The following is a 25,673-nucleotide window of genomic DNA, read 5'->3' as shown; positions in this document are numbered from 1 at the left end:
CTCCTCTGATTTCGAAACGTGAATTGATTCAGACGCCGAGCGTTGCGCCACCGTCCACGGTGAGCTGCTGCATCGTGATGTGCTTGGCCTTGTCGGACAAAAGAAATTCGACCGCGTCGACGATGTCGTCGGCGTCGGCAATTCGACCCAACGGAATTCCGAGGCGGAATTGTTCGGGCACTCCGGCAATCGTCGCTGCCGACCGATCTTCGTATTCCCAGCTGACTTGCAGCATCTCTGTATCGGTCGAACCCGGCGAGACGACGTTGCACCGAATTCCGTACTTCGCGAACTCCAGCGCGGCGCACCTGGCGAGCATCGTCGCTGCCGCCTTGGACGCCGAGTACGCGGACATGGATGCGCGGGGGGTGTGCGCGGCATTGGACGAAACGGTGACGATGGCACCGCGGCGGCGGGGAATCATGCGGGCCGCGACCGTCCGGGTCACCAGAAAAACGCTGTTCGTATTGACGGCGAACATGTCGTCCCAGTCCTTGTCGGACAGCTCGACCAGTTCACCGACCCGCAGTATCCCCACCGCGTTGACCAGGTAGTCGAGCGGACCGATGTCTCGTTCGACATCCGAGACGATCGCCTCGACCTGCCCTGCATCGGTCACGTCGCCCTGCTTTGTCAGTATGTGGCCCGGAATCGAGTGAAGGCCTTCCAGCGCATCCGCTGCCCGGTCGACTGCGACGACCGTCATCCCCTCGGCGGCGAGCCGGTGGACTATCCGTCGTCCGATACCGCCGGCCGCACCGGTGACCAGCGCGATCCGCCCCGATGTCGAGTTCTGCCGCGGTCCGTTCACAGATATTCACCACACTTTTCGTCATGAGCCCGAAGAAAGACAATTGATATACAGGCGGCACTGCCAGCGAGATCGAATTTATCTCGGTCGCCGATGGCCTCGGTATAGCAGTGTTTTGCCAACGGCTGGATCGAACATTGTCATCGAGAAGATCGGGCGGTCGATCTTATCCTCGGAAATCGAGGTTTCCGTAACTCCCGCACAGCCGGGAACCACCGGCCGAGACGAAAATTGAGTGACCTTATGACTCGAAATCACAAGCTCATCTACGACCAACTGATCGAGATTGCCCCGGATTCTCGCCCCTGGATCAGCGACCATCAGTCGGCCGCCGTACGGGTGGTCGACAACCAGGTGGCGCTGACAGACGTCGCGGATGCCGCGGCACGCGCTGCGACGCTGTTCGAGAGCACCGGAGTGGTGCCCGGCGACTACTGCGCCGTCTGGATGGACGCTCCGCTCGACATCATGATCGCCATCGCCGCGCTCACCGCCGTCGGCGGCGTGCCCGTGCTGATCAGCCCCGCGATCGACACCGAGACCCTGGCCCGCATGCTCGAGCCCGTCGCGATCGAACGCATTGTCACGACCAGCGACCGCCTCGCCAAGTGCGAGCAGATCGGCGCGCTCACGAAGATCGACGACTGGTCCCGACTCGCCGCCCTGCTCGAGGCGACGCCGCCACGGCAGACGTCCGCCGTTGCCATGCCCGGCACCGCGCCGTACATCGTCACGCACACCTCCGGCACCACCGGCGTGCCGAAGCTCGTGCAGTACACCCGACGCGGCACCGATCACCAGGGCTATGCCCAGGAGATCCCGGCCATCATGGGCCGGCTTCGTGGTTACGCGGCCGTCGCCGTGTCACCTGTCCACTACCGAACGGTGACCGGCCTGCTCTGCGCGTTGCGTCGTAACGTGCCGCTCATGGTGCTGTCGGACCATTCCGCGGAAGCGGTGGCCCCGTTCATCCGACGCTGGCAGCCGATCTACCTCGAGGCGCATCCGAACACACTGATGCAGTGGGAGTATTTGGCGGACAACGGAACTCTGGCGTCGGTGCGTCACTACGTTTCCACGTTCGACGTCATCCACCCTGGCACGGTCCGGCGGTTGTTGGCGGGCAGCAAGTATCGGCTCGCCACCTTCTTCGAGGCCTACGGCCAGTCCGAACTGGGTGGCATCTCCGCCAAGGTGCATTTCAAGGGCTTCACCGGCCGTCGGCACCTGTCCAAGTTCAACGCGCCGCCAGCCGCGCATTCCACCGGTTGGACGGCGCCCGGCTACTCGGAGGCCCGCATCGTCGGACCCGAGGGTGATCCCGTTCCCACGGGCACCGCGGGTCGGATCCAGGTGCGCTCGGCTGGACAGTTCCAGACCTACATCAACCGCCGGGAGGCCGCCGAGGCCAATCTGAGCCATGACGGCTGGTGGGACACAGGCGATTACGGCAGAAAGACCCGCTTCGGTCGGTTGCTGCTGATCGATCGTCAGGTCGAACGGATGACGACCATCCCCAGCGCCATCGCGATGGAGGACGTGCTGCTGACGCGCATGCCGTGGCTGCTGGAAGCAATTGCGCTGGAACACGACAACCGGGTGATACCCGTCGTCGCAGTTCGCGAAGGGGTTTTCGACGACGCCGCCTGGCGGGCGGCGGTGTCCGATCTCCCGCAGTTGGACGCGCCCGTCGTCGTCGACTTCGGGGATTTCCCCCGGACCGCGACCGGAAAAATTCGACGCTCCGCGCTTGCGAAGCTGATCTCGCTACCGAGCCACTGACCGGCTCCGAAACAGGGACTCGACATGACTACAGAAATGTTACAACCCACCCGAATCACGTTCGGCGAGAAAGCCGCCGCCTACTTCCGGCTCGGCAAACTCCGGGTCTACCACCACGTCTATGCCTGGTTGTTGGCGGTGCTGCTGCTTGCGCACGAAGGGGTCAGCAGGCCCGGCATGGCCGTTGCGCTCGGGCTGATACTCGTCGGGATGTTCGCGATGAAGATCGCGACCTGCGCAGCCGACGACGTCGTCGGCTATCGCGACGGTAGCGACGCCAAGAACTACGCCACCGGTGGGCACCTTCCGAAGTCCAACAAGCCGCTGCTCTCGGGCATGGTCTCGGAACGCGAGGCCATCAACTACGGCATCATCGCCGGGCTGATCGCCTACGGCGCGGGCGCCGCTCTGCTGATTCCGCTCCAGGGCGACGTGCCGGTCGTGTTCCTTGTCGGCTACGCGCTCGTCGTCGCGATCGCCGTGCAGTACTCGTGGTTGTTCCAATTCAGTTATCACCCAGGCGGTCTCGAGTTCGTGATCTTCCTCGTCAACACCGCCGAGGTGCTCGGAACGTACTGGCTCATCGCCCGACATTGGTCCACCGATGCCGTGGTGATCGGCCTCCTGATCGGTGTCTGCATGCTGCTGGTGGTGTCCTACGCGAACTTCGGTGATCGAGTCGGGGATGCGGAATCGGGCAGGCGCACACTGGCCGCCGTCATCTCGCCGACGATCTACCGGGCCATGATCGCCGTGCTGTCGGGACTGAGCCTCCTGCTGCTGGTCGCTCCGTTCGTCATCGGCTCACTGAATCCGTGGCTGATCGTGTGCGTGGTACCCGCACTCGTGTTGCGCGGCATGCAGATCCGCGCGGGCCTGTTCCGAGACCAGATTCAGCGCGCGGTAGTTCTCGGTTTCCGCAGCACCGATGCGGTCGGCCTCGGACTCGCACTCGCGCTGGTGCTGTCATGACGTTGGGCAGCACCGTCCAGGTGCTCCGATCTCTTGCCGTGCTCGGCAAGCGGGGTTTCATTCACCCTCGTCACCTCGACGCGGACGTGCGTTCGGCCAAGATCGCCGCTCGATGCGGGCCGTTCCCGGCCGTGATCAGTTACACCGCGCGGTTCGATTCCGACCGGCCGGCGATCGTCGACGCTCGCGGCAGCATTTCCTACGGCGAGCTCGAGCGAGCGTCGAATGCGCTGGCCCGTGGACTCGACGCCGCAGGCGTCGGCCCAGGCGACATCGCCGCAGTGCTGGGGCGCGATCATCGCGGCACGGTGACGACCATGATTGCCGCGGGCAAGCTCGGCGTTCGACTGGTCATCATGAACACCGGTTTCGCGGCACCGCAACTGCGTGACGTCGCCGAGCGCGAAGGCGTCACGGTGTTGCTGCACGACGACGAGTTCAGCTCCGCGACAACCACTCTCCCGCTGAACGTGAAGCGATTCCGAACCTGGGACGACGGCCGACGTACCGACAGCCGCACCGCGACGGTCGACGATCTGATCGCGAAAAACGCGACCGATCCGCTGCCGCTGCCCGCCGAAGCCGGCGGATTGGTCCTGCTCACCAGCGGCACCACCGGCACCCCGAAGGGCGCTGTGCGGAAACGTATTTCGCCGCTACAGTCGGCGCAGCTGCTCGACCGGGTCCCGCTCGCGCGCGGCGGTGCCATGGTCATTGCGGCGCCACTGTTCCACGCAACCGGTCTCGGTAACTTCAACCTCGCCCTCGCGCTGGGAAAGACCGTGGTCTTCGGGCATGGCAAGTTCGATGCACAGGCCACGCTCGCGAGCGTGGCCGAACACCGCGCCGACACGCTGATCGTTGTGCCGACCATGCTGGGTCGCATTCTCGATCTGGGCCCGGATGTCCTTGCTCGCTATGATGTTTCGTCGCTGCGGATCGTTGCGAGCGGCGGCTCGGCGATATCGCCGGGTCTCGTCGCGCGAACGGCTGCCGCCTTCGGCGACGTGCTCTACAACAACTACGGCGCCACCGAAGTCGCTGCCGTGTCGGTGGCAACGCCGGCCGAACTGCGCCGAGCACCGGGAACCGTCGGGCGGCCACCGGTGGGTGTGCGTGTCGAGTTGTTCGACACCGACGGTCGGCAGATCACCGAACCGGACGAGGCGGGAATCATCTACGTCGCCAACGGGCTGAGTTTCGGCGGCTACACCGACGGCCAGGACAAGGACCGCCGCGCGGGGATGATCTCCACCGGCGACATCGGGCACTTCGACCGATCGGGCCTGCTGTTCCTGGACGGTCGCAGCGACGACATGATCGTGTCCGGCGGCGAGAACGTCTACCCGGGCGAGGTGGAGAACCTGTTGGTCGACCGTGGCGACATCGCCGACGCCGCCGCCATCGGCGTGGACGATCCGGACTTCGGCCAGCGACTGCGTGCCTACGTCGTCGCGCGCCCCGGTGCGGAGCTCGACCCGGACGAGATCCGGACCTACGTCAAATCCCAGCTGGCCCGCTACAAGGTCCCCCGCGACATCGTGGTCGTCGGTGAGATTCCTCGTAACGGCTCCGGCAAGATCGTGCGCGGTCAATTGGCGAGCCTGCCCTGAACGCCGCACCCGGTTATCTCATCGACGACATCGCGTGAAAGGTGGTGCTGCGGCATGAGCGCAGCAACGGTTATCGACAGTGTCCGTGACACGAGAATCCAGATGATGGATCTCGTCGAGAAAACTGCATTCGAATTCTTGGACAAAGAATACAAACGCTGGTACGAGTTGGACAGCGAAGCGGCCTCGACCGTCGAGGCAATTGCCGATTTCATGCGTGCGGGCGGTAAAAGAATTCGGCCGAAATTCTGCATCAGCGGGTTTTTGGCAGGAGGCGGCAATCCACGCGATAAATCGGTCATTTCGGCCGCCGTCGCACTCGAGTTCCTGCACGCGAGTGCCCTCATCCACGACGACGTCTTCGACGAATCGGCGCTACGTCGCGGCGCTCCGACCGTGCACGAGAACTACGCGGCCCGACACATCGCAGGCGACTGGCGTGGTGACCCGCGGCGATTCGGCGAGAGCATGGCGATCCTGGCCGGTGACCTCGCGCTGGTTTACGCCGATCTGTTCATGGCCGACGCGATGCCTGCCGTCACGACCGCGTGGAGCGACCTACGTGCGGAGCTGATGGTCGGCCAACATCTCGACGTGATGGCCGCCGCCAGGTTCGCGGGCGACCCGCAGCTCTCGCGGACGATCGCGCAGCTGAAGTCCGGCAACTACACGATTCACCGACCGCTGCTCATCGGTGCGCTCGTCGCGGGGCGTCCCGATCTGTCGGAGCCGTTCGAGTCGTACGGACTGGTGGTCGGCGAAGCGTTCCAGCTGCGCGACGACCTGCTGGATATGTTCGGGGACACGGATACGCTCGGAAAGCCTGCCCAACTGGACATCGAACGCCACAAGATGACCCTTCTGCTGTCGCTGGCGATCGAGCGTGATTCGGCTGTTCGTTCTGTGGTCGAGACGCCGGGCACATCCGCGGAGTTGTTGCTGAAGACTCTCGTCGAGTCCGGGATGGCGGACGAGGTGGAGCGACACATCGGTGAGCTGGTGGATGCAGGCGGTGCGGCGATTGCCTACACCGATATCGAGCCCGGTTGGCGTGACGAGCTGATCGAGATGGCTCACGAGGTTGCCTACCGGAACACGTGAAGGCCCAGCTCAGAAGACCGCGGTTCAGAAAAGCAGGGCGGCGAGAACGACGATGTGTACGGCGTACTGGGTGACCATGAATGCGCGGTACGGCAGCCGTCGTCCTGATCGGGTGGTGGCGGTGCGGGTGGTGGCGGCGAGCGACCCCACCGCCACTGCGCCGAAGACGAGAGCGATCGCGGACGGAACGAGGACCGGCGCGAAGGCAACGGTGGCAGCGAGATAGCCGAACGCGATCACGACGGCGTTCACGGTGATCAGAATTCGGACGCGTCGATCGCCCCAGACGATGACCGGAGTGCGGCGCCCTCCTGCCGCGTCGCCCTCCGCATCCGGCAGATCCTTGGCAAGTGCGCCGACGCCGCCCATCCACAGCGACATCGCTGCGCCGAGCAGCAGGATCGCGATGCCACCCTTCCGGTCCGCGACCTGCCAGCCTGCCGCATAGGTCAGCACCCCCATCGCCAGGACGAGCAGGACCGCGCTGTAGCCCCGACGCTTGCCGTAGAACGGCGCGCCGGAGTAGGCGTAACCGCACACGAGGTGGGCGAGGATGAGCAACGGCAGCAAGCCACCGGGATCGACGATGCCACCGATGGTCAGAGCGAGACCGCTCGAGACGACGACACCGCCCGCGGCAACGGGGACGGGCAGCGAACCCCGGCTGATCGGACGGGTCGATCCGTTCGCCCGATCTTCGGTGACATCCATGACGCCGTTGAACACGTACGCGGCGAGGGTGGCGAGTACCCAGGCGAGCGCGGCGGCCATTTCTCGGCCACCGAAAATCGTCGTTCCGAGCGCGGCAGCGGTGCCGAACCGGATCAGGAAAATGACCTGAACCGAAACTCGTGATTCTTGTAGAAAGTCCCTGCAAAAGCTTGTGAATACAGACCATGACGTTCCGGCGGCGGGAAATTTTGTTGGCGCAATATCCATCTGCATGCCGAATTACGCTATGCGTGTGACGCGGGTCTCGGATATCCCACGAATGCGGCACCACCATCGGACCGTAAAGACGGATTCGAGGTGTCGAAGGGAGTAGCAAAAGCCCCTTCGAATGCTACTTTCGGACCATCCGCTCGACGATCGCATCACCTCATGTCGCTATCGCGTAGGGTGGCAAACTGTGTGCAAACACGCGTGAAAGAACCCGCGCAGCACCTTCTCGTGTACACGCCGGGAAGACGAAGTGACGCTGCCGGGCGAGAGGGAGGCAAACGTATGACGCTCGTCATTGCAGCTGAGCATCCGTCGGCATCGGGGCATTCCACCTTGCGGCTGCATCCGCAGCCGACGGTCGGGGCCATCGCTTCTTCCGACTGATGGCCGACGCGATGAATACAGTCAAGCGTCCCGTCGCCATCGTCACCGGGGTCGGGAGCCCACTCGGCGCAGCGATCGTGCGCAAGTTGATCGGGCGCGGGTTCGACATCGCTGCGGTCGATCTCCGCGCGTCGTGGTGTGACACGTCCTTGGGCGATGCGAGCGCCGATCGGGTGCGCATTCGAGCATTCGGCGCCGATCTGCGGTACCTGCACGAGGCCGAAGCGATGGTCCTGCGGGTCGCCGAGGCGATGGGGCCGCCGTCGGTGGTGGTGAACGCGCCGTTTCCGGGTCGCGCAGGCATCGTTTCCGAGCTGCCAGAGTGGGAGTCGGTTGTCCACGCTCGGTTGCGCGCACCGCTGCTGGTCAGTCGCGCGGCCGAACGACACCTGGCGGCATCCGGCGACGGCAGGATCGTCAACGTGTTGCAGACCGGTGGAACGGGGCGGCATCGGCCGGACGATCTGGTCATTCGAGAGACGCTGCGCGCCATGACCGAAACCCTCGCCAAGGAACTCGGGCCGCAGGGTGTGGTGGTGAATACGATCGTCACCGAGGTCGATTGTCCAACGCGGACAGGCGAATCCGCGCGCGACTGTTGCGTCGTCGCCGAAGAGCGCACAGCGTCGAAGGTGGAGTTCTTGGTGTCGGACGCCGTCGACGGTGTTTCCGGGCAAATGATCGAATCTCCTCATCCGATGCGAACGTCAACGCCAGCTAGGGACACCCTCCGATGATCCCCCTTGCCGGGGAATGTATCCGCGCTCGACCGCTCGGTTGACGGCGTCGATGCGTGACACCGCCTCCAGCTTGGTGAAGATGTTGCGAAGATGGCGTTTGATCGTCGCCTCGGTGACGCCGAGTCGACCGGCAACCTGACGATTGCTCAGCGCCTCCGCGACCAGTGCAAGCACCTCGCGTTCACGGGTCGACAACGTGCTCGGATCCGCCGGTTCGTCAGCGCGTTGCTGCAAGCTCGAGAGCGACACCGACAGTGTTATCGCCTGCGGTCCTGCGTCCATCGATTGCCGAATCGCGGATACCAGTGTGTGTCGTCCAGCACCCTTGTTCAAGTAGCCGCGCACCCCGAGCGAGACCAGTTGCTGCACGAGCTCCTGTCCGTCGTGCATGCTCAGGATGATGATCCGCAACGTCGGATCCTGCGCGAGGAGCCTGCGTACCGTCTCCGGCGGATTGCTCTCCGGCATCTCGAGATCCAGCAACAACACGTCTGGGCGATGCTCGCCTGCCAATCGAATAGCAGTCGTCCCGGTACCCGCCTCTGCGACGATCTCGAAGTCCGGCTCGCCGCGCAGCAGATCACACAATGCCTCACGGAGCATCGTGTGATCGTCGGCGACCAGGATGCGAATCGGGTTCTGAGTCATGCGGTGGGGCTCTCCTGAGTGATCGGAATCGAAAAGGTGACCCGTGTGCCGCGGTCAGGAGCGGAGTCGATGTGCACGCGACCGCCGACCAGATCGGAGCGCTCCTGCATGATCAGCAGGCCGTTTCCGTGTCCGCCGGCGCGCAACGCCTCGACGTCGAAACCCTTTCCGTCGTCGATGACTTCAGCTTGAATCTCGCGCGGCGTGATGTCGATGTGCACCACGATGTTGGCGGCACCGGCGTGTGTGTGAGCGTTGCGCAGACACTCGCGCACCATGATGAACAGCTCTTCGACCACGGCGCTGGGCACCCACTCGTCGTTCCCGCGGACCGATATCTGCAGTGGAGCACCGGATTCACCCAGCGATGCCGCGAAGCCGCGCAGCGCGGTTTCGAGCGATCCGCCCACTCCGGATCGGCGCAGCTCGGTGACCAATTCGCGGCTGCGGCTGAGGGTCTCGAGGATTGCATCTTTGGCGAGCTGAACATGTCGGGGCACCGAATCGTCGCCCGCCTTCTCGCGTTCCAGCTCGAACAGCTCGATCCGGCGCAGCGCCAAGCTCACGGAGTTGCCGATGTGATCGTGGATCTCGCGCGCAAGCCGGTGCTGTCCCTGCTCGTGCGCCTCCTGCACGCGTTGCAACAGAAACGCGTCGTAGCCGATCGAGCCCGATTCCAACCGCAACCCGATGCCTTGATGCAAGGCGCGCACGGCCGCCAGCAGCTCGCTCTGACGCGCGTCGACCTGTATCGCGCACTCGGACAAGGCGGTCATCGTCAGGTCGGACAGAATGCTGCCCGCCCGCATCGAGTGGGTGATGTGGGCGCCTTGGCGAACCCGCTCTGTGCCCAGATCGAAAACATCTGTGACGTGCGTGACCATCGCTCGCCCGGCGGCGAGGCTGCGGGCACAATCATCGAGGATGCGTCGCGCTTGCAACTCGCACTGCTCCCACGCCACACCGGAGATCAGCGGACTGCTGATTTCGTCGAGTTGCTCGTAGTACCGCGCGACGATGTCAGGGATGCGGGCGGTGAACAAAGCTGAGAAGTCGGTGGCAGGAGCGCCCTCGGCGTTGTGGTTCGGCTCCGAACTGCCTGTCGAACCCATGCCGCTCACAGATAAAGCCCCCAATCGCAGTGCCCCCGCCGATGCCCTCGAGATATTACCCACGGGTATCGCCGCTGTCTCCTTGAAAATAAGATTAGCCGGGGATACCGACAAGAAATTTACGGATCTTGGTCGTCTGACCTGCAATTATCGTGGGCCGAATCAGTGCCGAACCGATGCGAATTACGAGGTACGCCCGGTCAGAAGACGGTGGCTGTCGTGACGCTGGGGACATGCGGTAGGGCGGTCGTGAGGGTCAGTTCGACCCGCCCGGATCCGGTCGCGAGGTGGGTGCTCGGCTCGGCCGGGAAATCGATGGGGCTGCCCGCCGCCACCGCCGACCACGACCCCGTCGTCCCGTTGTCTAGGTTTCGCCAGGTGATCGTTGCCGCCACCGAACACACCACCCCCGGCTGCGACGAGATGCCGACGAACGTCGCATTCAGTCGGATGTAAAGCAAGCCAGGAAGGCTGTCGGTCGATACGGTGACGCCGCCGATTCGCCCGCCGCAGGCAATGCCGTCCGCGACGGTCACAGTGTCGTGAAGGTTGACCCATCTGTCTTGCGTCTGATCGGCAACCGCGGGTGAGGCGGCACCGAACAGTCCGGCAACGACAAGTCCGCCCACCACGACCGATTTGCGAAGTTTGGTCATCGGTGAACGGTACCGCGCGGAAGGACTGTTGCCTATGCGAACGACGATGCTGGCGGATTCTGGTGCTGCGGGCGCAATTGCGGCCGCGTGGGGCGAATCGGTCCGCAGCGTGGCTTTCGGCTCCGGCAGGGACTAGTTCAGTCCCGCATACGAATGCAAACCACTGACAACCATGTTGATGATGAACAGGTTGAAGAGCATCGCAACAAAACCAGCGACATTGATCCACGCTGCCTTCGTGTCACGCCAACCCGAGGTCGCGCGTGCGTGCAGATATGCGGCGTAGACCACCCAGGCGATGAACGACATCGTCTCCTTCGGATCCCAACCCCAGAAGCGACCCCAGGCCGCTTCGGCCCAGATCGCACCCAGGATGACGCCGGCACCGAAGAGTGGGAAGCCGATGATCGTGGTCTTGTATGCCAGCCGGTCGAGCGTTCGCGCATCCGGGAGCCGCTGCGCGATGGCGCCGAAGAAGCCCGTGCCCTCAGCACCCTCCGGGTAGCGCATCCGCAGCAGGAACAGCAGGCTGGCCACCCCGGCGACCATGAACACGCCGCTGCCGGTGCTGACGATGGTGACGTGGATCGGCAGCCAGTAGGACCGCAGCGCGGGTACGACCGGAGCGGCGTCGGCGTAGAGCACAGTCGCCGCGAGGAACATCAGGATCAGCACCGGCACCAGCAGGAAGACCCACATCGAGCGGTACTTCTGGCCACGCAGAACAGCTGAGCCGACGACCATCGCAGCGGCGCAGGCCATCGTCACGAACTCGTACATGTTGCCGAGCGGGAAGCGATCGGTCGCGAATCCACGCAGCACGATCGCGGCGATATGCAGCGCGATGCCCACCACCAGCACGGACGCACCCATGTTGCCGAGTCGTTCGGACCACGGCTTCTTGGGAGTGTCGGCGATCCGGCCGGGGACATTGGATTTCGGTACAGAACCGGCGGCCACCAGTTCCTCGGCATGCACCTTGCTCGCCCGGAACGACGCGTACTGCCCGATCAGCAGCGCGAAGGCCAGCACGTAGATGGCGAATGCGGATTGGAATGCGAGGTCGCTGTAACCAGCGAGGTCCTCATCTATCGGCACGGGCATCTCCTGCGTTTTGGTTCTCACCTGTGGGCAGCAATCGCTGACTCAGCCGATCGAACTCGTCGCCCCAACCGGCATGATCGGTGCGGGCAAGGCCACCCAGCTCTACTACCGTACGTCGTTTGCCGTCCGGGTCAACGTCGGACGGATAAACCCTCGCCCAAATTCTGCGCCGCCTGATCACCAGCGACACCAGCAGCCCCGCCATCATCGTGATCGCCGACGCCAGTACCCAGCCCTGCGTCGGATCGTGCGACACCTGCAGGCTGACGAACTGCTCGGCGCCGTCGAACGTGACCTTGGTGCCGTCGTTGAGCGTGGAGCTCTCGCCCGGCTTCAGATTCACCCGGGTCTGCTTGACCAGTCGACCCTGGTTGATCAGCTCGGTGTTCAGCGAGAACAACGACTGCGGCAGACCGGTGTCGAGCCCTGTGTCGCCGCGGTAGATGTCGATGGCGACGGCCGGATCGTTGAGGCCCGGCGCGCTCGAGGACAGCAACGTGCCGTGCAGCAACGCAGTCGGCGCGAACAGCCCTTCGATCGCGATCTGGTTCTTGCGACGGTCGTCGGCGTTCGGGTACATGCCGCCCGGTGGGTCGATGCGCATGGCACCACTGCTGAGGAAGGTGGTCGCGTCGTCGGGTCGCCACTGCAGTGTCTCGGTGCGCTTCTCGCCGTTGGGGAACGTGACGGTGAACGTCGGCGCATAGCCGTGACCCTGCAGGTAGACGCGGTCACCGGACACCCGCAGCGGATGGTTGACCTGCAGTTGGTCCTGGCGCCAGGTGTTGGATTTCAGGTCGTCGCCTGCCTGGTATTCGATGTTCGACTTGAACATCGTCGCCTCACCGGTATCGAGATAGTCGGCGTTGAAGTCCTTGACCCGCAAGCAGATCGGCGCCATCCCGGTGCCGTCGCGGACGTTGCCCGCACGGAACGAGTCGAAGACCGCGGGCGACGTGGTGCAGAATCCGGGGCCGTCGTTGGCGATCACGATGACGCTGCCCTCGTAGCCGAACAGCTTGCCGACGGCGATCGCGACGAGCAGGCACACCAACGACAGGTGGAACACCAGGTTGCCCAGTTCGCGGGTATAGCCCTTTTCGGCGGAGACGGTGATCTGACCGTTGCCGTCGCGGGTGATCACCCGCCACCCGCGCAGCTCCGAACGCACCTGCGCGGCAATGGCTTCGGGCTCGCCGTCGATTGTCCGGGTCACGTGGTGCGGTAACCGACCGAGATTGCGCGGCGCAGGCACCGGCTGCGTGCGCAGTGCCCGAGCGTGGTCGAGGCAGCGCGGAATGATGCAGCCGACCAGCGAAATGAACAGCAGCACATAGACAGCCGTGAACCAGAAGCTGCTGAAGACGTCGAACAGTTCGACCTTGTCCATCAACCGGCCGAGCGAGCCGCGGCTGGCGATGTACTGATCTACCTTCTGCGCGTTGAGACTTCGCTGCGGCAGCAGTGCACCGGGGATCGCGGCGAGCGCGAGCAGGAACAGCAGCACCAGCGCCGTGCGCATGCTGGTGAGGGCGCGCCAGGTGTTGCGGACGACCGCGAACGCCCGTCCGATCGCGGACTGACGTGGCGGTGGCACCGGCGTCTGCCAGGTTTCGGTGGCCGTCATATCGGCAGAGTCACCTCCGAGACAAATGCGTCGCGCACCCAGCCGACGAACTGGTCCCACGCTCCGGTGACCAGTGCGATACCGACTGCGACCAGGAGCACGCCGCCGAAAACCTGAATGATGCGCGCGTTGCGGCGTAACCAGCCCACACCGCGCAACGCATTGGCCGAGCCGAACGCGAGGATCACGAACGGCAGACCCAAACCGAGGCAATAGGCGACGATCAGTGCAACGCCGCGCGCCGCCGTCGTACCTTCGGTTCCGGCTGCGACGGACATGACGCCCGCCAGCGTCGGGCCCAGACACGGCGTCCACCCGAGCGCGAACACCGCACCCAGCAGTGGGGCGCCCACGAGGCTGGACACGCGGCGCGGTTCGAAACGAACGTCACGTTGTAAAGCAGGCACCAACCCGACGAAAACGAGGCCCATCACGATCGTCACCACACCGCCGATGCGTTGCAGCAGTTCACGATTGATCGACAGGCTCTGCACGACGCCGAACACGGATGCGGTCGCCAGCACGAACACCACGGTGAAGCCGAGCACGAACAATCCGGCCGCGCCTGCGACGCGGCCGCGTCCGGTCCGGACTTTCGTAGTCACTGCTTCGGACGCGGTCACCGGTGGTGCTTCGGCACCGACGACGCCCGCCAGATACGACAGATAGCCGGGAACCAGCGGAACCACGCACGGTGAAGCGAACGACACCAGCCCGGCCAGCGCGCACGCACCGAGTGCGAGCAGCAGCGGTCCCGTTGCGGCAGTGGTCTGAAAACTGTCGCCGATGCCGGCGAGAATCATTGCGGCTCCCCCGCGATCCGTTCGACGACCGGACGGAGATCGTCGGCCAGCAGTTCCCGGAGGAAGACGGCGGCGACGCGGTGCTGCTTGTCGAGGACCAACGTGCTGGGGATGACGCTGGTCGGGTAGTTGCCGCCGAGTGCGATCAGAGTGCGCATTGCGGGGTCGTAGATGGAGGGATAGCCGACCTTGTTGTCGGTGACGAAGTCCTGGGCCTTGTCCTGCTGCGGGTCTCGGACATTGATGCCCAGAAACGCGACGCCCTTGTCTTTGGTGGACTCGTAGACCTGCTCGAGGTCGTCGGCTTCGCCGCGACACGGACCGCACCACTGGCCCCAGAGGTTGATCACCACGGCTTTGCCGTCGAAATCGTCGAGCGAGGTGGTCTTGCCCGCGGTCATCAGGTCGGGGCCGGAGAGTTCGCCGAGCTTGCCGCGGCTGGCGGGCGGGTCGTAGAAGATGTCGGTTTTGCCGCCGGGGGAAACGAAGTCGAAGGTGCCGTTGTCGGCGACGGCGTCCTTGCCGGTGCCGCAGGCGGTCAAGCACAGCAGCACCGCAAGTACTGCTGCCGCTGCCGCCGCAGGTGAGCGTTTTGTTGGCCTGTGGACCCCCAAAACGCTCACCTGCGCGAAGCGCACTCTCACGCTCCCGTCACCCTCGGATCCGACTTGCCCGCAGGCTCCGAATAGACGATGTCGACGAGCGTGTCGCCTTCGTAGATCAACGAGGTCAGCGAGGCCAGGCCGCACTGACGGTTACGCGGGTCGTGCCACAGTCGATCGCCTTGCAGGAACCGGCGCAGCGTCCATACCGGCAGCTGATGCGAGACACAGACGGCCTCGTGCCCGACCGCCTCGACACGCGCCTTGTTCACCGCAGCCAGCATCCGGTGCGCGATCTGCAGGTACGGCTCGCCCCAGGACGGCGTGAACGGGTCGCGCAGCTTCCACCAGTGCCGCGGCCTGCGCAGCGCACCGTCGCCGACGGCAACGCGCAGACCCTCGAAGCTGTTGCCCGCCTCGATCAGATTCTCGTCGGTCTGGATGGTCAATCCGTGGCTTTCCGCGATGGGCGCAGCAGTCTCCTGTGCGCGTTGCAGCGGCGACGCGATCACGTGAATGATGTCGTGTCCGGCGAGCGCGGCTGCCACGGCAGCGGCCTGCGACTGACCGGTCACCGACAGCCGGAATCCCGGCAGTCTGCCGTAGAGGATGCCTTTGGGATTGTGTACCTCGCCGTGGCGCAGCACGTGCACGATGGTCCGGGGGGCCGTATCGGTGGAGGGCTGTGTCACGTTGGCGTTCCTGTGCTGTCGGTAGGTGCGGTGGCGGCAGCCGCTGCCTGAGCGGCGGCGGGAAGTGCGTCGGCGATGATGCCGAAGGCGCCGTCGTCGAGTGCGGCGGAGACGAACCACGCTTCGTAGGCGCTGGGCGGCGGGTAAACGCCCTGGTCCAGCAGCGAATGGAAGAACGCCGGGAACCGCCAGGTCTCGCTGGCCTTGGCGCCCGCGTAGTCGGTGACCGGGCTGTCGCTGAAGAACACGCTCACCATGGTGCCTGCGAACTGCACCTGATGCGTGACGCCGGCGGCGGTCAGCGCATCACCGATCAGCCCTCCCAAGCGGGTGGCGTTGGCTTCGAGCGAGTCGTAGACGGCGCTGTCGGCATTGCGCAGCGTCGCCAATCCGGCCGCGACGGCAACGGGGTTTCCGGACAGAGTGCCCGCCTGATAGACGGGACCTGCGGGCGCGAGGCAGGCCATGATCTCGGCGCGACCGCCGAACGCGGCGGCAGGCAGACCACCGCTCATCACCTTGCCGAACGTGTAGAGGTCGCCTGCGACGCCGTCACGGCCGAACCAGCCCGCCGCGCTGACGCGGAACCCGGTCATCACTTCATCCATGATCAGCAACGCGCCGTCGGCGTGCGCGATGCGCTGCAAGCCCTCGTTGAAGCCGGGACCGGGCGCGATCGCGCCCATGTTGCCCGCCGCAGCCTCGGTGATGATGCACGCGATCTGGCCGGGGTTGGCGGCGAACACCGCTTCGACGGCCGTCAGGTCGTTGTAGGGCACCACGATCGTGTCGGCGGCCTGGGCACCGGTGACGCCGGGCGACGTCGGCAGGCCGAGCGTGGCGACACCCGAGCCCGCATCGGCGAGCAGTGCGTCGACGTGGCCGTGGTAGCAGCCCGCGAACTTGACGATCTTGGTACGACCGGTGAAGCCACGTGCCAGCCGCACGGCACTCATGGTTGCTTCGGTGCCGGAGTTGACCAGTCGTACCTGGTCGACCGGCTCTACCCGCTCCACGATCGCCTCGGCCAGCAGAATCTCGCCTTCGGTCGGCGCTCCGAACGACAGTCCGTCGACCGCGGCTTTCTGGACGGCATCGACGACGGCCGGGTGCGCGTGGCCCAGGATCATCGGACCCCACGAACAGATCAGGTCGACATAATCCTTGCCGTCCGCGTCGGTCAACGTGTAGCCGGACGCCTTCGAGATGAATCGCGGCGTCCCACCCACCGAATGAAACGCGCGAACGGGCGAGTTCACACCGCCGGGGATGACGGCACTCGCGCGCTCGAACAGCCGAGCGGAATTGGCGGCAGCGGCGTCGCCCGCAGTGACAGTCACGACACCCAGTGTCTCAGCCGAACGCAAATCCGCACCGACAGGGTGTAGTAGATCACCCGCCGATCACGCCGCCCACCGCCCGCCAGACCAGCGTCGCCGACCGCCGCGGCCAGTCCGGGGGCACCTGCTCCCCCGCCAGCTCGCGGCCGTACCAACAGCCGGTGGCCATGGTGACGGCGACGTCGAAGTCGGCGTCGTCGTCGATCATCCCCAACGCGCGGGCCCGCTCGAGAATCGCTCGGATACGACGTCGGCGCGGCGCGACAACCGATTCGCGATAGCGCGCGCGGACATCGGCGTCCGTGGTGTCCTGCAGCATCGTGCCGACCAACGACAGCCGTCCGCGCCGAGAAACGCCTCGCTGAAAATCGGTGAGCTCGCGAATCAGGTCGCCGAGCGGATCGGCGGACCCGGCGCCTACGCGGTCGTCGGCCAGCTGCTCGACGACGGCTGCCGCGAGATCGGCCTTGGTGGGCCAACGCCGATAGAGCGCCTGCCGGGTGGTGCCGGCTTCCGCGGCGATCGACGCGACCGACATGGCGTCGTATCCGCCCTGCGCAAGATGGCGGCCCGCAGCGTGCAGCACGCGATCGTCGATGGCCGTGTCGCGGGCCCGACCGGACCGATTGACCATCGCCGACTCCTTCCCAATTCAATACAGATCTGTATTGTTGATGGGACCAGCGTAGATCGGAGTTCAGATGATTGTCGAATACATCCGCTACACGATTTCCGAAGACACCGCCGCCGCCTTCCTCGATGCGTACGAACGGGCATCACACGTGCTCGACGCCGATTCGCATTGTCTCGGTTACGAATTCACGCAAGGCGTGGAAGACCCGACGCATTTCGTCGTCCGCATCGAATGGGACTCGATCGACGGGCACGAGAACGGTTTTCGCCAGAGCGCAGGCTTCGCCGACTTCTTTGCCGCTGTGCGCCCGTACTTTTCGTCGATCGACGAGATGAGTCATTTCGACGTTCGGAAGGACGCACTCCGCCATGAGCACTGACCCGACACTGTTCGACTGGGCTGGAGGCGAGACGGCGTTCCGATCGCTGATCGATGCCTTCTACGACCGCGTCGAGAAGGACGACCTGATCTCGCCGCTGTTTCCCGGCGGCGTCCACGAGGAGCATCGGCACAACGTGACGCTATGGTGGTGCGAGGTTTTCGGCGGACCCGCGCGCTACACCGACGAGTTCGGCGGCTATCAGCGGATGTTGCATCACCACATCGACCTCGGCATCACCGACGCGCAACGCCACCGCTTCGCGTCGACCATGAGCCTGGCCGCCGACGACGCCGGACTGCCCGCGGATCCCGAATTCCGTTCGGCGTTCATGGCATACGTGGAGTGGGGAACACGAATCGCGCTCGCCAACTCCCAGCCCGGCGCGAAGGTCGTCGAGCAGGCCCCTGTTCCGCGATGGGGCTGGGGCGTCGCGCCGCCGTTCGAGGGCTAGCCGCTAACGCACAGTTCCGGGGGCGCAGCCATCGCTACCCGCCAACGAACATATGCTCGGAACGAAGAACTTCACGATGGCCTGGAAAATATCGAATTCCTGCTGCGACGAGCCGGAAACCTGACCGGCCGAGGCCATCGGCGCTACCACCAAACCCGCCGACATCGTGATCGCTACCACTGCAACAACATTCACACACACGCGCTTCATGACGTACCGCCTAGCTCGATCAGATTGCCTGTACCCGCAGGTTAGGCAGGCGAACGAGTCGGCGCGAGACCGCAATTCCACCAGCATCGTAAGCAAGTGCAACGACCGGCTATTGCGGTCAACACCGTCCCTCCCGACCGCACGCCGCGCTACCGTCAGGTATGGCCACGACAGCTGATCACATCCGCAATGCGTTGGACGGTCCCTGGCGCGACGTACGGGAGAAGACACGCCTCGACCTCGACCGACCGGAGTTCGCACCCCACTACACACCCGACCTCGCCAAGGCACGTCAGATCGCGCTCGAGCAGATGCAGTTGTTGGCCAAGGAGGGCTACGCCGCCAACGGATTCCGCGTCGAGAACGGCGGCACCGGCCATGCGGGCGCAGCGGTTGCCAGCATCGAGATGCTCGCGATGTCGGACCTGTCGCTGATGGTCAAGGCAGGCGTCCAGTGGGGGCTGTTCGGTGGCGCGATCGAGAACCTCGGCACCAAGCGCCACCACGACGCGTACATCAAGCCGCTGATCGATCTGGACCTGCTCGGCTGCTTCGCGATGACCGAATCGGGGCATGGCAGCGACGTTCAGGAACTGGGCACCACCGCGACCTACGACGCCGCCACCGGTGAATTCGTCATCGACACACCCACTCCCGGTGCCCGTAAGGACTACATCGGCGGTGCAGCGCAGCACGCCAAGGTTGCCGCCGTGTTCGCGCAACTCGTGATCGACGGCGCGAGCGAAGGTGTGCACTGCTTCGTCGTTCCGATCCGTGACGACCAAGGCAACGATCTGCCCGGTGTCACCACGTCGGACTGCGGCTACAAGGGCGGACTGCCCGGCGTCGACAACGGCAGGCTCGTCTTCGACCACGTCCGCGTCCCCCGCGAAAATCTGCTGAACAAATACGCCGACGTGAGCGAGGACGGAAAGTACTCCTCACCCATCGAGAACCCGAACCGTCGCTTCTTCACGATGGTCGGCACTCTTGTGCGCGGTCGTGTCACGGTCGGCGGCTCGGCTGCTGCGGCCGCCAAGGTCGGACTCACCATCGCGACCCGATATGCGTTGCAGCGCAGGCAGTTCAGCGCACCCAAGAGCGATCAAGAAGTTCTGATCATGGACTACCTCACGCATCAGCGACGGTTGTTCCCGTTGATCGCGCGGTCGTATGCGTTGGCGTTCGCGCAGAACGAGCTGATCCTGAAGATGCAGACCATCCAGTCCTCCGACGACGTCGACCCGCACGAGCAGCGTGAACTGGAAGGTCGCGCGGCCGGACTCAAGGCCGCTCAGACCGCACACGCCACTCGCGCGTTGCAGGAGTGTCGGGAAGCTTGCGGCGGCGCCGGCTACCTGATGGAGAACCGGCTGGTCGCGCTGAAGGCGGACACCGATGTGTTCACCACCTTCGAGGGCGACAATCACGTGCTCACGCAGCTGGTCGCGAAGGAACTGCTCACCGCATACGCCGACGAGGTGCGTGGCATGAGTCCGGTCGATTGGATGCGCTTCGCCGCCGTCAACATCAGCGACGTGGTCAAGAAGCGCACGGCCGCACAGCAGATCATCCAGACGCTGCTCGATACCCGTCAGGACAACGAGGAGGACGGCAGCCTCTTCAACCGGGGCACCCAGCTGCGGATGATCGAGGACCGAGAGGAGTACCTGCTCTCCACCGCGGCTCGCCGCCTCCAGGGTGCGCAGAAGCGCGAAGAAGATCCGTTCGACGCCTTCAACTTCGTCCAGGATCACGTGCTGCGGGCGGCGCGGGCGCACATCGATCGAATCGTGTTGGAGGCCTTTGTCGCCGGCATCGACGCGTGCAAGGACGAGGCGGCCAAGGACCTGCTCTCCGATCTCTGCGACCTGTACGCGCTGACGGTGATCGACGAGGACAAGGCCTGGTTCATGGAGCACCGGCACCTCTCGGTCGAGCGCGCCAAGGCGGTGCTTCGTGGCATCAACGACCGCTGCCGGGTGCTGCGGCCGCACGCGCTGACCATGGTCGACGGCCTCGGCGTTCCGGAATCGTTGCTCGGTGCTGCCATGCTCGGTGGTCCCGGCACGGACGGTGGCGGCTAACCCTGCGTCGACGCCGTTCTGACTTCGCGGAATAACTCCGACGTCCGGCTCGTTCTCGATGATAGTTCAACTTTCAATCATCAGGAGGTCGGCATGCAGTTCGGAATCTTCACGGTCGGCGACGTCACGACGGATCCGACGACGGGCCACACACCCACCGAGGCCGAGCGGATCAAGGCCATGGTCGCGATCGCGCAGAAGGCCGAAGAGATCGGCCTCGACGTGTTCGCAACCGGCGAGCACCACAACCCGCCGTTCGTCCCGTCCTCCCCGACCACCATGCTCGGCTACGTCGCCGCACGGACCGATCGAATCCTGCTGTCCACGGCGACCACGCTGATCACGACCAACGACCCGGTCAAGATCGCCGAAGACTTCGCCATGCTGCAGCACCTCGCCGACGGTCGCGTCGACCTGATGCTCGGCCGAGGCAACACCGGCCCCGTCTACCCGTGGTTCGGCAAGGACATTCGCGACGGCATCCCGCTCGCCATCGAGAACTACGATCTGCTGCACCGGCTTTGGCGCGAGGACGTAGTCGACTGGGAAGGCAAGTTCCGCACGCCGCTGCAGTCGTTCACCTCGACGCCGCGACCGCTCGACGACGTTCCGCCCTTCGTCTGGCACGGCTCCATCCGCAGCCCTCAGATCGCCGAGCAGGCCGCGTATTACGGCGACGGGTTCTTCGCCAACCACATCTTCTGGCCGAAGGATCACTTCCAGCGTCTGATCGATCTCTACCGTCGGCGCTACGAGCACTACGGTCACGGCTCCGCGGACCAGGCGATCGTCGGGCTCGGGGGCCAGGTGTTCATGAGCAAGAACTCTCAGGACGCAGTCAGGAAGTTCCGGCCCTACTTCGACAACGCTCCGGTCTATGGCCATGGACCGTCGCTCGAAGAGTTCACGGCCGACACGCCACTGACGGTCGGCAGTCCGCAGGAAGTCATCGACAAGACGCTCACCTTCCGCGACCATTTCGGCGACTACCAACGCCAGCTGTTCCTTGTCGATCACGCGGGCCTGCCGTTGTCCACCGTTCTCGAACAGCTGGATCTGCTCGGCGAGCACGTGATCCCGGTGCTGCGCAAGGAGTTCGACACCCTCCGACCGGCGCACGTCCCCGACGGCCCGATCCACCCGAGGACAGCGGTGACGCGATGACGACCTTGCGTATCGCAGTCGTGACCGCAGGCCTGAGCCAGCCGTCGTCGACCCGACTGCTTGGCGAGCGCCTCGCCACCGCAACCGAGAAGGCACTGCAGGCGAACGGCTCCACCGCTCGACTCGAATTCGTCGATCTCCGTGAACACGCACAGGATTTGGCGAACAACCTGATCACCGGATTTCCGGCAGGGTCGCTGCGTGCGGCCATCGAGAAGGTCACGGGTGCCGACGCGCTGATCGCGGTGACGCCGATCTTCAACGCGTCGTACAGCGGCCTGTTCAAGACCTTCTTCGATGTGCTGGAGAAGGACTCGCTCGCAGGTATCCCTGTGCTGATCGGCGCCACCGGCGGAAGTGCCAGGCACTCACTGGCTTTGGAGCACGCACTGCGCCCGATGTTCGCATACCTCCACGCGAGCGTCGTCCCGACGTCGGTGTACGCGGCCACCGAGGACTGGGGTTCGAGCGGGGCAGGCGGGCCTGGCTTGGTCGACCGAATCGACCGTGCGGCAACAGAACTCGCCGACATCCTCGATCGTCGTCCCGCTGTGCGACCGGTCGATCCGTTCGACGACCCGATTCCGTTCGCCCAGCTGCTCGCCGATCAGCGGGCCTGAGCAAGCGTCAGGAGAGCGCCAACACGCGACACGGCCCGCCCGACCCGCCGTGAGTGGGTGCCCCGACGACAACGGTTGCGCCCACCGCGGGCACCGTCGACAGGTTGGCCAACGCCTCGACGCCGTAGCGACCTACGCCGAGACACGCGATGTGGGCATCGCGCTCCGCCTTCGCGGCGATATCGATCACGACGAGCGGCGCAACCAGGTCACCAGCCGCAATCATGTCGACGGTGGCACCGCCCACGATTTGTGCGCAGGGGCGTCGATATGGGTGCCGACGGCGCGTTCCCCGGCCATAGCTGAAGGCAACTTATACGACAATCCGGCTTATTCGGACAACCGGTAGCCGATTCCGCGGACGGTCTCGATGCACGGCGTCGAGAACGGTTGGTCCACCTTGCGGCGCAGGTAGCCGATGTAGACCTCGACGATGTTCTCGTCGCCCTCGTAGTTGGTGTCCCACACGGCTTTGACGATCTCGGCCTTCGTGACGACAGTGCCTGCGTGCCGCATCAGAAATTCGAGCACGCTGTGCTCGCGAGGTGTCAGAGCGAGCTCACGCCCCTCGCGAGTGACCCGATGCCGAGACGGGTCCAGTTCCAGACTCCCCGCTCGCAGAATGGCGGGGCGCTCGGGTGCGCCTCGACGAATCAACGCCCGAAGTCGCGCGATCAGGACTACGAACGAGAACGGTTTGACCAGGTAGTCGTCTGCTCCGAGATCGAAGGCGTCGGCAAGGTCGTATTCGCCGTCCTTCGCCGAGAGCATCAAAATGGGCGTCCACACCTGGGCCGCGCGAAGATCACGAACGATGTCGTAACCGTGCTTGCCCGGCAGCATGATGTCGAGAACTATCGCGTCGAAAGCTTCGCTCAGCGCTGTATCGAATCCGCGGTCGCCGTCGCGCTCCACATCCACCACGAAACCTTCGGCAACCAGCCCGCGGCGGATCACCTCGGCGAGGCGCACCTCGTCCTCGACAACCAGAACTCGCACGTCGTCTCCGATGCCCATGTCACAGCCGGTCAACCGACAAACGGCGCTGCCTTGTCATTGCGACGACCAACGCCACGATCACGCCGATGAGCGCAAGACTGACGGTACCCGGCCCCAGATCGAGTCCACCGCGATCGGGCGAAACACCAGCCCAGTCCGCCAGCGATGCACCGAGGGGTCGGGTCACGATGTAGGCGAACCAGAACGCGACGATCGGATTCAGCGCGAACTTGAAGTAGCCGACCGCTGGCACTGCGATCACCAACGCGAACAACACGCCGGACGCGAGGTAGCCGAGATGCAATGACACCGCAGTGAGATCGCCTGCGGCAGTTCCGAATGCGAACGTCGTCATCACGGCCGCCCAGTAGCACCATTCCCGACGCGCAGTGTCGATGCTGTGGATGGACAAGGTGCCTTCCAGTCGGAACCAGACAACGAACACGGCCGCGAGCGCCAACGCGAAGAACACCGTCGACACGATGTACGGAATGCCGAGTCCCACGTGCAGCACGTCGGCCGCCATCGTTCCGAACACACCGACCATCGCGACAGCGAGCCAATATCGCCACGGCACGTAGCGGCGGGCCGTCAGCTGGAGGGCGAGAGCGATTGCCAGCGCAACGGCGCCGAGGAGCACCGCGACCGGAGGCGGCAGCGTGCGCACCAAGAAGTCGGAGCTGGATTCGCCCATCGCGGTGGTGGCTGCCTTCGCGAGCCAGAACATCGCGGTGATCGTCGGTACCCGTACGGCAGCCGAGCTCGGGGCAATCCGGATTCTGTCGGTGGTCACGCTGGAGAGTATTTCGCCTGATCCGACAACGGCCGAATCACCTTCAGCGCGCTTTCAGGAAGCGTTTGGCGAGCGAATCGACCTGCCGCTGCAGCTCGTCCACGTCCAGTCGTAACTTCCGCGCCTGCAGCCACAGTCGATGCTCCACGTCGGCCAACGCGTCCTCGGGCAGCCTCGCGAGCCAGGCATCGGTCGCGGCTATCGCCGTCGTCGCGATGGCCAATTCCGCTTCGAGTAGGGCGATGAAGATCCGCGCTTGTGCGGCATCGGGTGAGACTTCCTTGGTCACGTGGCTGACAGGACACCGGCGCTGAGAAGCGCAATCAGGCCAATGCCCAATGCGACCCGGTAGCCGACGAAATACGTGATGGGGTGGCCGGATACGAAGCGCAGCAACCACGCAATGGACGCGTACGCGACGATCAGACTGACCAGTGTCGCAACACCCGTTGCGAGCCAACCCACACCGTTCCCGATGTCGGTTGCGTTGGTCGCGGCCTCGTATCCGCCTGCCGCGACCAACGCTGGAATCGACAGGAAGAACGACAACCGCGTTGCCGCAACACGATCGAGCCCCACGAACAACCCGGCGCTGATCGTGGCGCCGGACCTCGACACACCTGGTATCAACGCCACACATTGCAAGAGCCCGACCACGATTGCGTCTCGCAGCGTCACCTCTTGCTCGGTACGACGTTGCGTCGCAACCTTTTCCGCGTAGAACATCACGGCGCTCCACGTGATGAGCGCACCGGCAACCACCCACAGGCTGCGAAGCGGTCCGGACACCAGGTCCTTGCCGAGGAAACCGATGATGCCGATCGGGATCGAGCCGACGATCACGGCCCACGCGAGTCGGTACTCGGGGTTGGATCGTGCAGTCGGCAATGCCAATCCGCGCACCCAGGCCAGTACAAGCGCGACGATATCGCGACGGAAGTAGACGATCACCGCCACGATCGCACCCACCTGAATGATCGCGGTGAATGCGGTGACAGATGCGTCGTCCAGCGACAGTCCCATCAGCTTCTCCGCGATGGTCAAATGCCCGGTACTGGAAACGGGGAGAAACTCGGTCAGCCCTTCCGCAATTCCCAAAATCACTGCCTGAGCGATGTTCACACGTTCTCCCCTGTTCAGCAAACAAGGCATCCCATCACGATGCGCCTGTGATTTCGCTGAAAGTCCTTGTCAGCGCCATGCGATCGGGCGTGTTATCGGAGCGCTCGCATTGTAGGCGTGATCATCAGATTTGACACTGAATTCCGTTGTGTTGCAGCGTTTGTGCGCGTATTATCGAACCTATGTTCGACACCTTGCCGATGCGGATACCGGGTGACACCTCACCCGGCGCCGCGGCGACGGAACACATCTCGGAGATGCTGGTCAACCGAACCCAGGAAA

27 protein-coding genes and 1 pseudogene are annotated in these 25,673 nt (G+C 64.6%); 10 read left to right on the top strand and 18 right to left on the bottom strand.

Annotation, left to right across the window (positions count from 1 at the left end):
- Window positions 1-28: 28 nt before the first annotated feature.
- Window positions 29-811, bottom strand: coding sequence for a 2,3-dihydro-2,3-dihydroxybenzoate dehydrogenase (locus FOY51_RS21265; protein ID WP_149432279.1), 783 nt, complete (start codon window positions 809-811; stop codon window positions 29-31).
- Between the two features lie 243 nt (window positions 812-1,054).
- Between FOY51_RS21265 and FOY51_RS21260 the strand changes: the two genes are divergently transcribed.
- Genes FOY51_RS21260 through FOY51_RS21245 form a run of 4 tightly spaced genes read left to right on the top strand, consistent with a single transcriptional unit; the run spans window position 1,055 to window position 6,279 of the window.
- Window positions 1,055-2,593, top strand: coding sequence for an AMP-binding protein (locus FOY51_RS21260; RefSeq protein WP_149432278.1), 1,539 nt, complete (start codon window positions 1,055-1,057; stop codon window positions 2,591-2,593).
- A 24-nt stretch (window positions 2,594-2,617) separates the two neighbouring features.
- Window positions 2,618-3,565 (top strand): UbiA family prenyltransferase, encoded by a 948-nt coding sequence (locus FOY51_RS21255; protein WP_149432277.1) that lies wholly within the window; start codon window positions 2,618-2,620, stop codon window positions 3,563-3,565.
- On the top strand, window positions 3,562-5,178 hold the full coding sequence (locus tag FOY51_RS21250) for an AMP-binding protein (RefSeq protein ID WP_149432276.1): 1,617 nt from the start codon (window positions 3,562-3,564) through the stop codon (window positions 5,176-5,178). The genes FOY51_RS21255 and FOY51_RS21250 overlap by 4 nt, the downstream gene beginning before the upstream one ends.
- A gap of 54 nt (window positions 5,179-5,232) precedes the next feature.
- Window positions 5,233-6,279, top strand: coding sequence for a polyprenyl synthetase family protein (locus FOY51_RS21245; protein ID WP_235916595.1), 1,047 nt, complete (start codon window positions 5,233-5,235; stop codon window positions 6,277-6,279).
- A gap of 24 nt (window positions 6,280-6,303) precedes the next feature.
- Here FOY51_RS21245 and FOY51_RS21240 read toward each other — a convergent pair whose 3' ends face one another.
- Window positions 6,304-7,218 (bottom strand): UbiA family prenyltransferase, encoded by a 915-nt coding sequence (locus tag FOY51_RS21240; protein ID WP_353961383.1) that lies wholly within the window; start codon window positions 7,216-7,218, stop codon window positions 6,304-6,306.
- Window positions 7,219-7,616: 398 nt separating this feature from the next.
- On the opposite strand from FOY51_RS21240, the gene FOY51_RS21235 reads away from it, so the two are divergent.
- Window positions 7,617-8,342 carry an SDR family NAD(P)-dependent oxidoreductase gene (locus FOY51_RS21235; protein WP_187776411.1) on the top strand — a complete coding sequence of 242 codons (726 nt, stop codon included), beginning with the start codon at window positions 7,617-7,619 and terminating at the stop codon, window positions 8,340-8,342.
- On the opposite strand, the gene FOY51_RS21230 is transcribed toward FOY51_RS21235, so the two are convergent.
- From FOY51_RS21230 to FOY51_RS21185, 10 genes are all read right to left on the bottom strand, one after another.
- Complete coding sequence (locus FOY51_RS21230) at window positions 8,313-8,993, bottom strand: response regulator (RefSeq protein WP_149432273.1); 681 nt, start codon at window positions 8,991-8,993, stop codon at window positions 8,313-8,315. The two genes, FOY51_RS21235 and FOY51_RS21230, sit on opposite strands and share 30 nt — an antisense overlap.
- Window positions 8,990-10,105 (bottom strand): sensor histidine kinase, encoded by a 1,116-nt coding sequence (locus tag FOY51_RS21225; RefSeq protein ID WP_149432272.1) that lies wholly within the window; start codon window positions 10,103-10,105, stop codon window positions 8,990-8,992. The genes FOY51_RS21230 and FOY51_RS21225 overlap by 4 nt, the downstream gene beginning before the upstream one ends.
- Window positions 10,106-10,305: 200 nt before the next feature.
- Window positions 10,306-10,761, bottom strand: a complete 456-nt coding sequence (locus tag FOY51_RS21220) for a hypothetical protein (protein WP_149432271.1) — start codon at window positions 10,759-10,761, stop codon at window positions 10,306-10,308.
- A 132-nt stretch (window positions 10,762-10,893) separates the two neighbouring features.
- Window positions 10,894-11,865, bottom strand: a complete 972-nt coding sequence (gene ccsB, locus FOY51_RS21215; RefSeq protein ID WP_371830477.1) for a c-type cytochrome biogenesis protein CcsB — start codon at window positions 11,863-11,865, stop codon at window positions 10,894-10,896.
- Window positions 11,846-13,492 carry a cytochrome c biogenesis protein ResB gene (gene resB, locus FOY51_RS21210; protein ID WP_149432269.1) on the bottom strand — a complete coding sequence of 549 codons (1,647 nt, stop codon included), beginning with the start codon at window positions 13,490-13,492 and terminating at the stop codon, window positions 11,846-11,848. Before resB ends, ccsB begins: the two co-directional genes overlap by 20 nt.
- The gene (locus FOY51_RS21205) at window positions 13,489-14,295 is read right to left on the bottom strand and encodes a cytochrome c biogenesis CcdA family protein (RefSeq protein ID WP_149432268.1); all 807 of its coding nucleotides are present in this window, start codon (window positions 14,293-14,295) and stop codon (window positions 13,489-13,491) included. The genes resB and FOY51_RS21205 overlap by 4 nt, the downstream gene beginning before the upstream one ends.
- Window positions 14,292-14,849 carry a TlpA disulfide reductase family protein gene (locus FOY51_RS21200; protein WP_235916620.1) on the bottom strand — a complete coding sequence of 186 codons (558 nt, stop codon included), beginning with the start codon at window positions 14,847-14,849 and terminating at the stop codon, window positions 14,292-14,294. The genes FOY51_RS21205 and FOY51_RS21200 overlap by 4 nt, the downstream gene beginning before the upstream one ends.
- Before the next feature lie 86 nt (window positions 14,850-14,935).
- Complete coding sequence (locus FOY51_RS21195; protein WP_149432267.1) at window positions 14,936-15,589, bottom strand: histidine phosphatase family protein; 654 nt, start codon at window positions 15,587-15,589, stop codon at window positions 14,936-14,938.
- Window positions 15,586-16,929 carry a glutamate-1-semialdehyde 2,1-aminomutase gene (hemL, locus tag FOY51_RS21190; protein WP_149432266.1) on the bottom strand — a complete coding sequence of 448 codons (1,344 nt, stop codon included), beginning with the start codon at window positions 16,927-16,929 and terminating at the stop codon, window positions 15,586-15,588. The genes FOY51_RS21195 and hemL overlap by 4 nt, the downstream gene beginning before the upstream one ends.
- 52 nt (window positions 16,930-16,981) lie before the next feature.
- The gene (locus tag FOY51_RS21185; RefSeq protein ID WP_149432265.1) at window positions 16,982-17,563 is read right to left on the bottom strand and encodes a TetR/AcrR family transcriptional regulator; all 582 of its coding nucleotides are present in this window, start codon (window positions 17,561-17,563) and stop codon (window positions 16,982-16,984) included.
- Window positions 17,564-17,630: 67 nt separating this feature from the next.
- Between FOY51_RS21185 and FOY51_RS21180 the strand changes: the two genes are divergently transcribed.
- Complete coding sequence (locus FOY51_RS21180) at window positions 17,631-17,942, top strand: putative quinol monooxygenase (protein ID WP_149432264.1); 312 nt, start codon at window positions 17,631-17,633, stop codon at window positions 17,940-17,942.
- Window positions 17,932-18,396 carry a group II truncated hemoglobin gene (locus FOY51_RS21175; RefSeq protein WP_149432263.1) on the top strand — a complete coding sequence of 155 codons (465 nt, stop codon included), beginning with the start codon at window positions 17,932-17,934 and terminating at the stop codon, window positions 18,394-18,396. Before FOY51_RS21180 ends, FOY51_RS21175 begins: the two co-directional genes overlap by 11 nt.
- Window positions 18,397-18,399: 3 nt before the next feature.
- On the opposite strand, the gene FOY51_RS21170 is transcribed toward FOY51_RS21175, so the two are convergent.
- Window positions 18,400-18,591, bottom strand: coding sequence for a hypothetical protein (locus FOY51_RS21170; RefSeq protein WP_149432262.1), 192 nt, complete (start codon window positions 18,589-18,591; stop codon window positions 18,400-18,402).
- Between the two features lie 176 nt (window positions 18,592-18,767).
- On the opposite strand from FOY51_RS21170, the gene FOY51_RS21165 reads away from it, so the two are divergent.
- From FOY51_RS21165 to FOY51_RS21155, 3 genes are all read left to right on the top strand, one after another.
- The gene (locus FOY51_RS21165; RefSeq protein ID WP_149432261.1) at window positions 18,768-20,693 is read left to right on the top strand and encodes an acyl-CoA dehydrogenase family protein; all 1,926 of its coding nucleotides are present in this window, start codon (window positions 18,768-18,770) and stop codon (window positions 20,691-20,693) included.
- A gap of 93 nt (window positions 20,694-20,786) precedes the next feature.
- Window positions 20,787-21,857 (top strand): LLM class flavin-dependent oxidoreductase, encoded by a 1,071-nt coding sequence (locus FOY51_RS21160; protein WP_149432260.1) that lies wholly within the window; start codon window positions 20,787-20,789, stop codon window positions 21,855-21,857.
- Complete coding sequence (locus tag FOY51_RS21155; protein ID WP_149432259.1) at window positions 21,854-22,477, top strand: FMN reductase; 624 nt, start codon at window positions 21,854-21,856, stop codon at window positions 22,475-22,477. The genes FOY51_RS21160 and FOY51_RS21155 overlap by 4 nt, the downstream gene beginning before the upstream one ends.
- Before the next feature lie 7 nt (window positions 22,478-22,484).
- Here FOY51_RS21155 and FOY51_RS27405 read toward each other — a convergent pair.
- The 5 genes and pseudogenes from FOY51_RS27405 to FOY51_RS21130 all read right to left on the bottom strand — a co-directional run.
- Window positions 22,485-22,759: pseudogene (locus tag FOY51_RS27405) on the bottom strand (cyclase family protein); the annotation flags it as partial.
- 48 nt (window positions 22,760-22,807) lie between these two features.
- Window positions 22,808-23,476, bottom strand: coding sequence for a response regulator transcription factor (locus FOY51_RS21145; protein WP_149432258.1), 669 nt, complete (start codon window positions 23,474-23,476; stop codon window positions 22,808-22,810).
- 19 nt (window positions 23,477-23,495) lie between these two features.
- Window positions 23,496-24,269 carry a COG4705 family protein gene (locus FOY51_RS21140; protein ID WP_235916594.1) on the bottom strand — a complete coding sequence of 258 codons (774 nt, stop codon included), beginning with the start codon at window positions 24,267-24,269 and terminating at the stop codon, window positions 23,496-23,498.
- 43 nt (window positions 24,270-24,312) lie between these two features.
- Window positions 24,313-24,558 (bottom strand): hypothetical protein, encoded by a 246-nt coding sequence (locus tag FOY51_RS21135; protein WP_149432257.1) that lies wholly within the window; start codon window positions 24,556-24,558, stop codon window positions 24,313-24,315.
- Window positions 24,555-25,391 (bottom strand): undecaprenyl-diphosphate phosphatase, encoded by an 837-nt coding sequence (locus FOY51_RS21130; protein WP_149432256.1) that lies wholly within the window; start codon window positions 25,389-25,391, stop codon window positions 24,555-24,557. Before FOY51_RS21130 ends, FOY51_RS21135 begins: the two co-directional genes overlap by 4 nt.
- Window positions 25,392-25,673 lie beyond the last annotated feature (282 nt).

Origin of the sequence: Antrihabitans cavernicola (genome assembly GCF_008297975.1) — a bacterium.
Classification (GTDB): Bacteria; Actinomycetota; Actinomycetes; order Mycobacteriales; family Mycobacteriaceae; genus Antrihabitans; species Antrihabitans cavernicola.
This window is presented reverse-complemented; position numbering and strand designations above follow the sequence as displayed.

Bases quoted from the DNA above. Each gene is read 5' to 3' on its own strand.
- FOY51_RS21175 (WP_149432263.1), top strand. From the start codon at position 17,932: ATGAGCACTGACCCGACACTGTTCGACTGGGCTGGAGGCGAGACGGCG.
- FOY51_RS21245 (WP_235916595.1), top strand. From the start codon at position 5,233: ATGAGCGCAGCAACGGTTATCGACAGTGTCCGTGACACGAGAATCCAG.
- FOY51_RS21205 (WP_149432268.1), bottom strand. From the start codon at position 14,295: ATGATTCTCGCCGGCATCGGCGACAGTTTTCAGACCACTGCCGCAACG.
- FOY51_RS21235 (WP_187776411.1), top strand. From the start codon at position 7,617: ATGAATACAGTCAAGCGTCCCGTCGCCATCGTCACCGGGGTCGGGAGC.
- resB (WP_149432269.1), bottom strand. From the start codon at position 13,492: ATGACGGCCACCGAAACCTGGCAGACGCCGGTGCCACCGCCACGTCAG.
- FOY51_RS21255 (WP_149432277.1), top strand. From the start codon at position 2,618: ATGACTACAGAAATGTTACAACCCACCCGAATCACGTTCGGCGAGAAA.
- FOY51_RS21180 (WP_149432264.1), top strand. From the start codon at position 17,631: ATGATTGTCGAATACATCCGCTACACGATTTCCGAAGACACCGCCGCC.
- FOY51_RS21230 (WP_149432273.1), bottom strand. From the start codon at position 8,993: ATGACTCAGAACCCGATTCGCATCCTGGTCGCCGACGATCACACGATG.
- FOY51_RS21250 (WP_149432276.1), top strand. From the start codon at position 3,562: ATGACGTTGGGCAGCACCGTCCAGGTGCTCCGATCTCTTGCCGTGCTC.
- FOY51_RS21160 (WP_149432260.1), top strand. From the start codon at position 20,787: ATGCAGTTCGGAATCTTCACGGTCGGCGACGTCACGACGGATCCGACG.
- FOY51_RS21225 (WP_149432272.1), bottom strand. From the start codon at position 10,105: ATGGGTTCGACAGGCAGTTCGGAGCCGAACCACAACGCCGAGGGCGCT.
- FOY51_RS21240 (WP_353961383.1), bottom strand. From the start codon at position 7,218: ATGGATATTGCGCCAACAAAATTTCCCGCCGCCGGAACGTCATGGTCT.
- FOY51_RS21155 (WP_149432259.1), top strand. From the start codon at position 21,854: ATGACGACCTTGCGTATCGCAGTCGTGACCGCAGGCCTGAGCCAGCCG.
- FOY51_RS21260 (WP_149432278.1), top strand. From the start codon at position 1,055: ATGACTCGAAATCACAAGCTCATCTACGACCAACTGATCGAGATTGCC.
- ccsB (WP_371830477.1), bottom strand. From the start codon at position 11,865: ATGCCCGTGCCGATAGATGAGGACCTCGCTGGTTACAGCGACCTCGCA.
- FOY51_RS21220 (WP_149432271.1), bottom strand. From the start codon at position 10,761: ATGACCAAACTTCGCAAATCGGTCGTGGTGGGCGGACTTGTCGTTGCC.
- FOY51_RS21165 (WP_149432261.1), top strand. From the start codon at position 18,768: ATGGCCACGACAGCTGATCACATCCGCAATGCGTTGGACGGTCCCTGG.
- FOY51_RS21185 (WP_149432265.1), bottom strand. From the start codon at position 17,563: ATGGTCAATCGGTCCGGTCGGGCCCGCGACACGGCCATCGACGATCGC.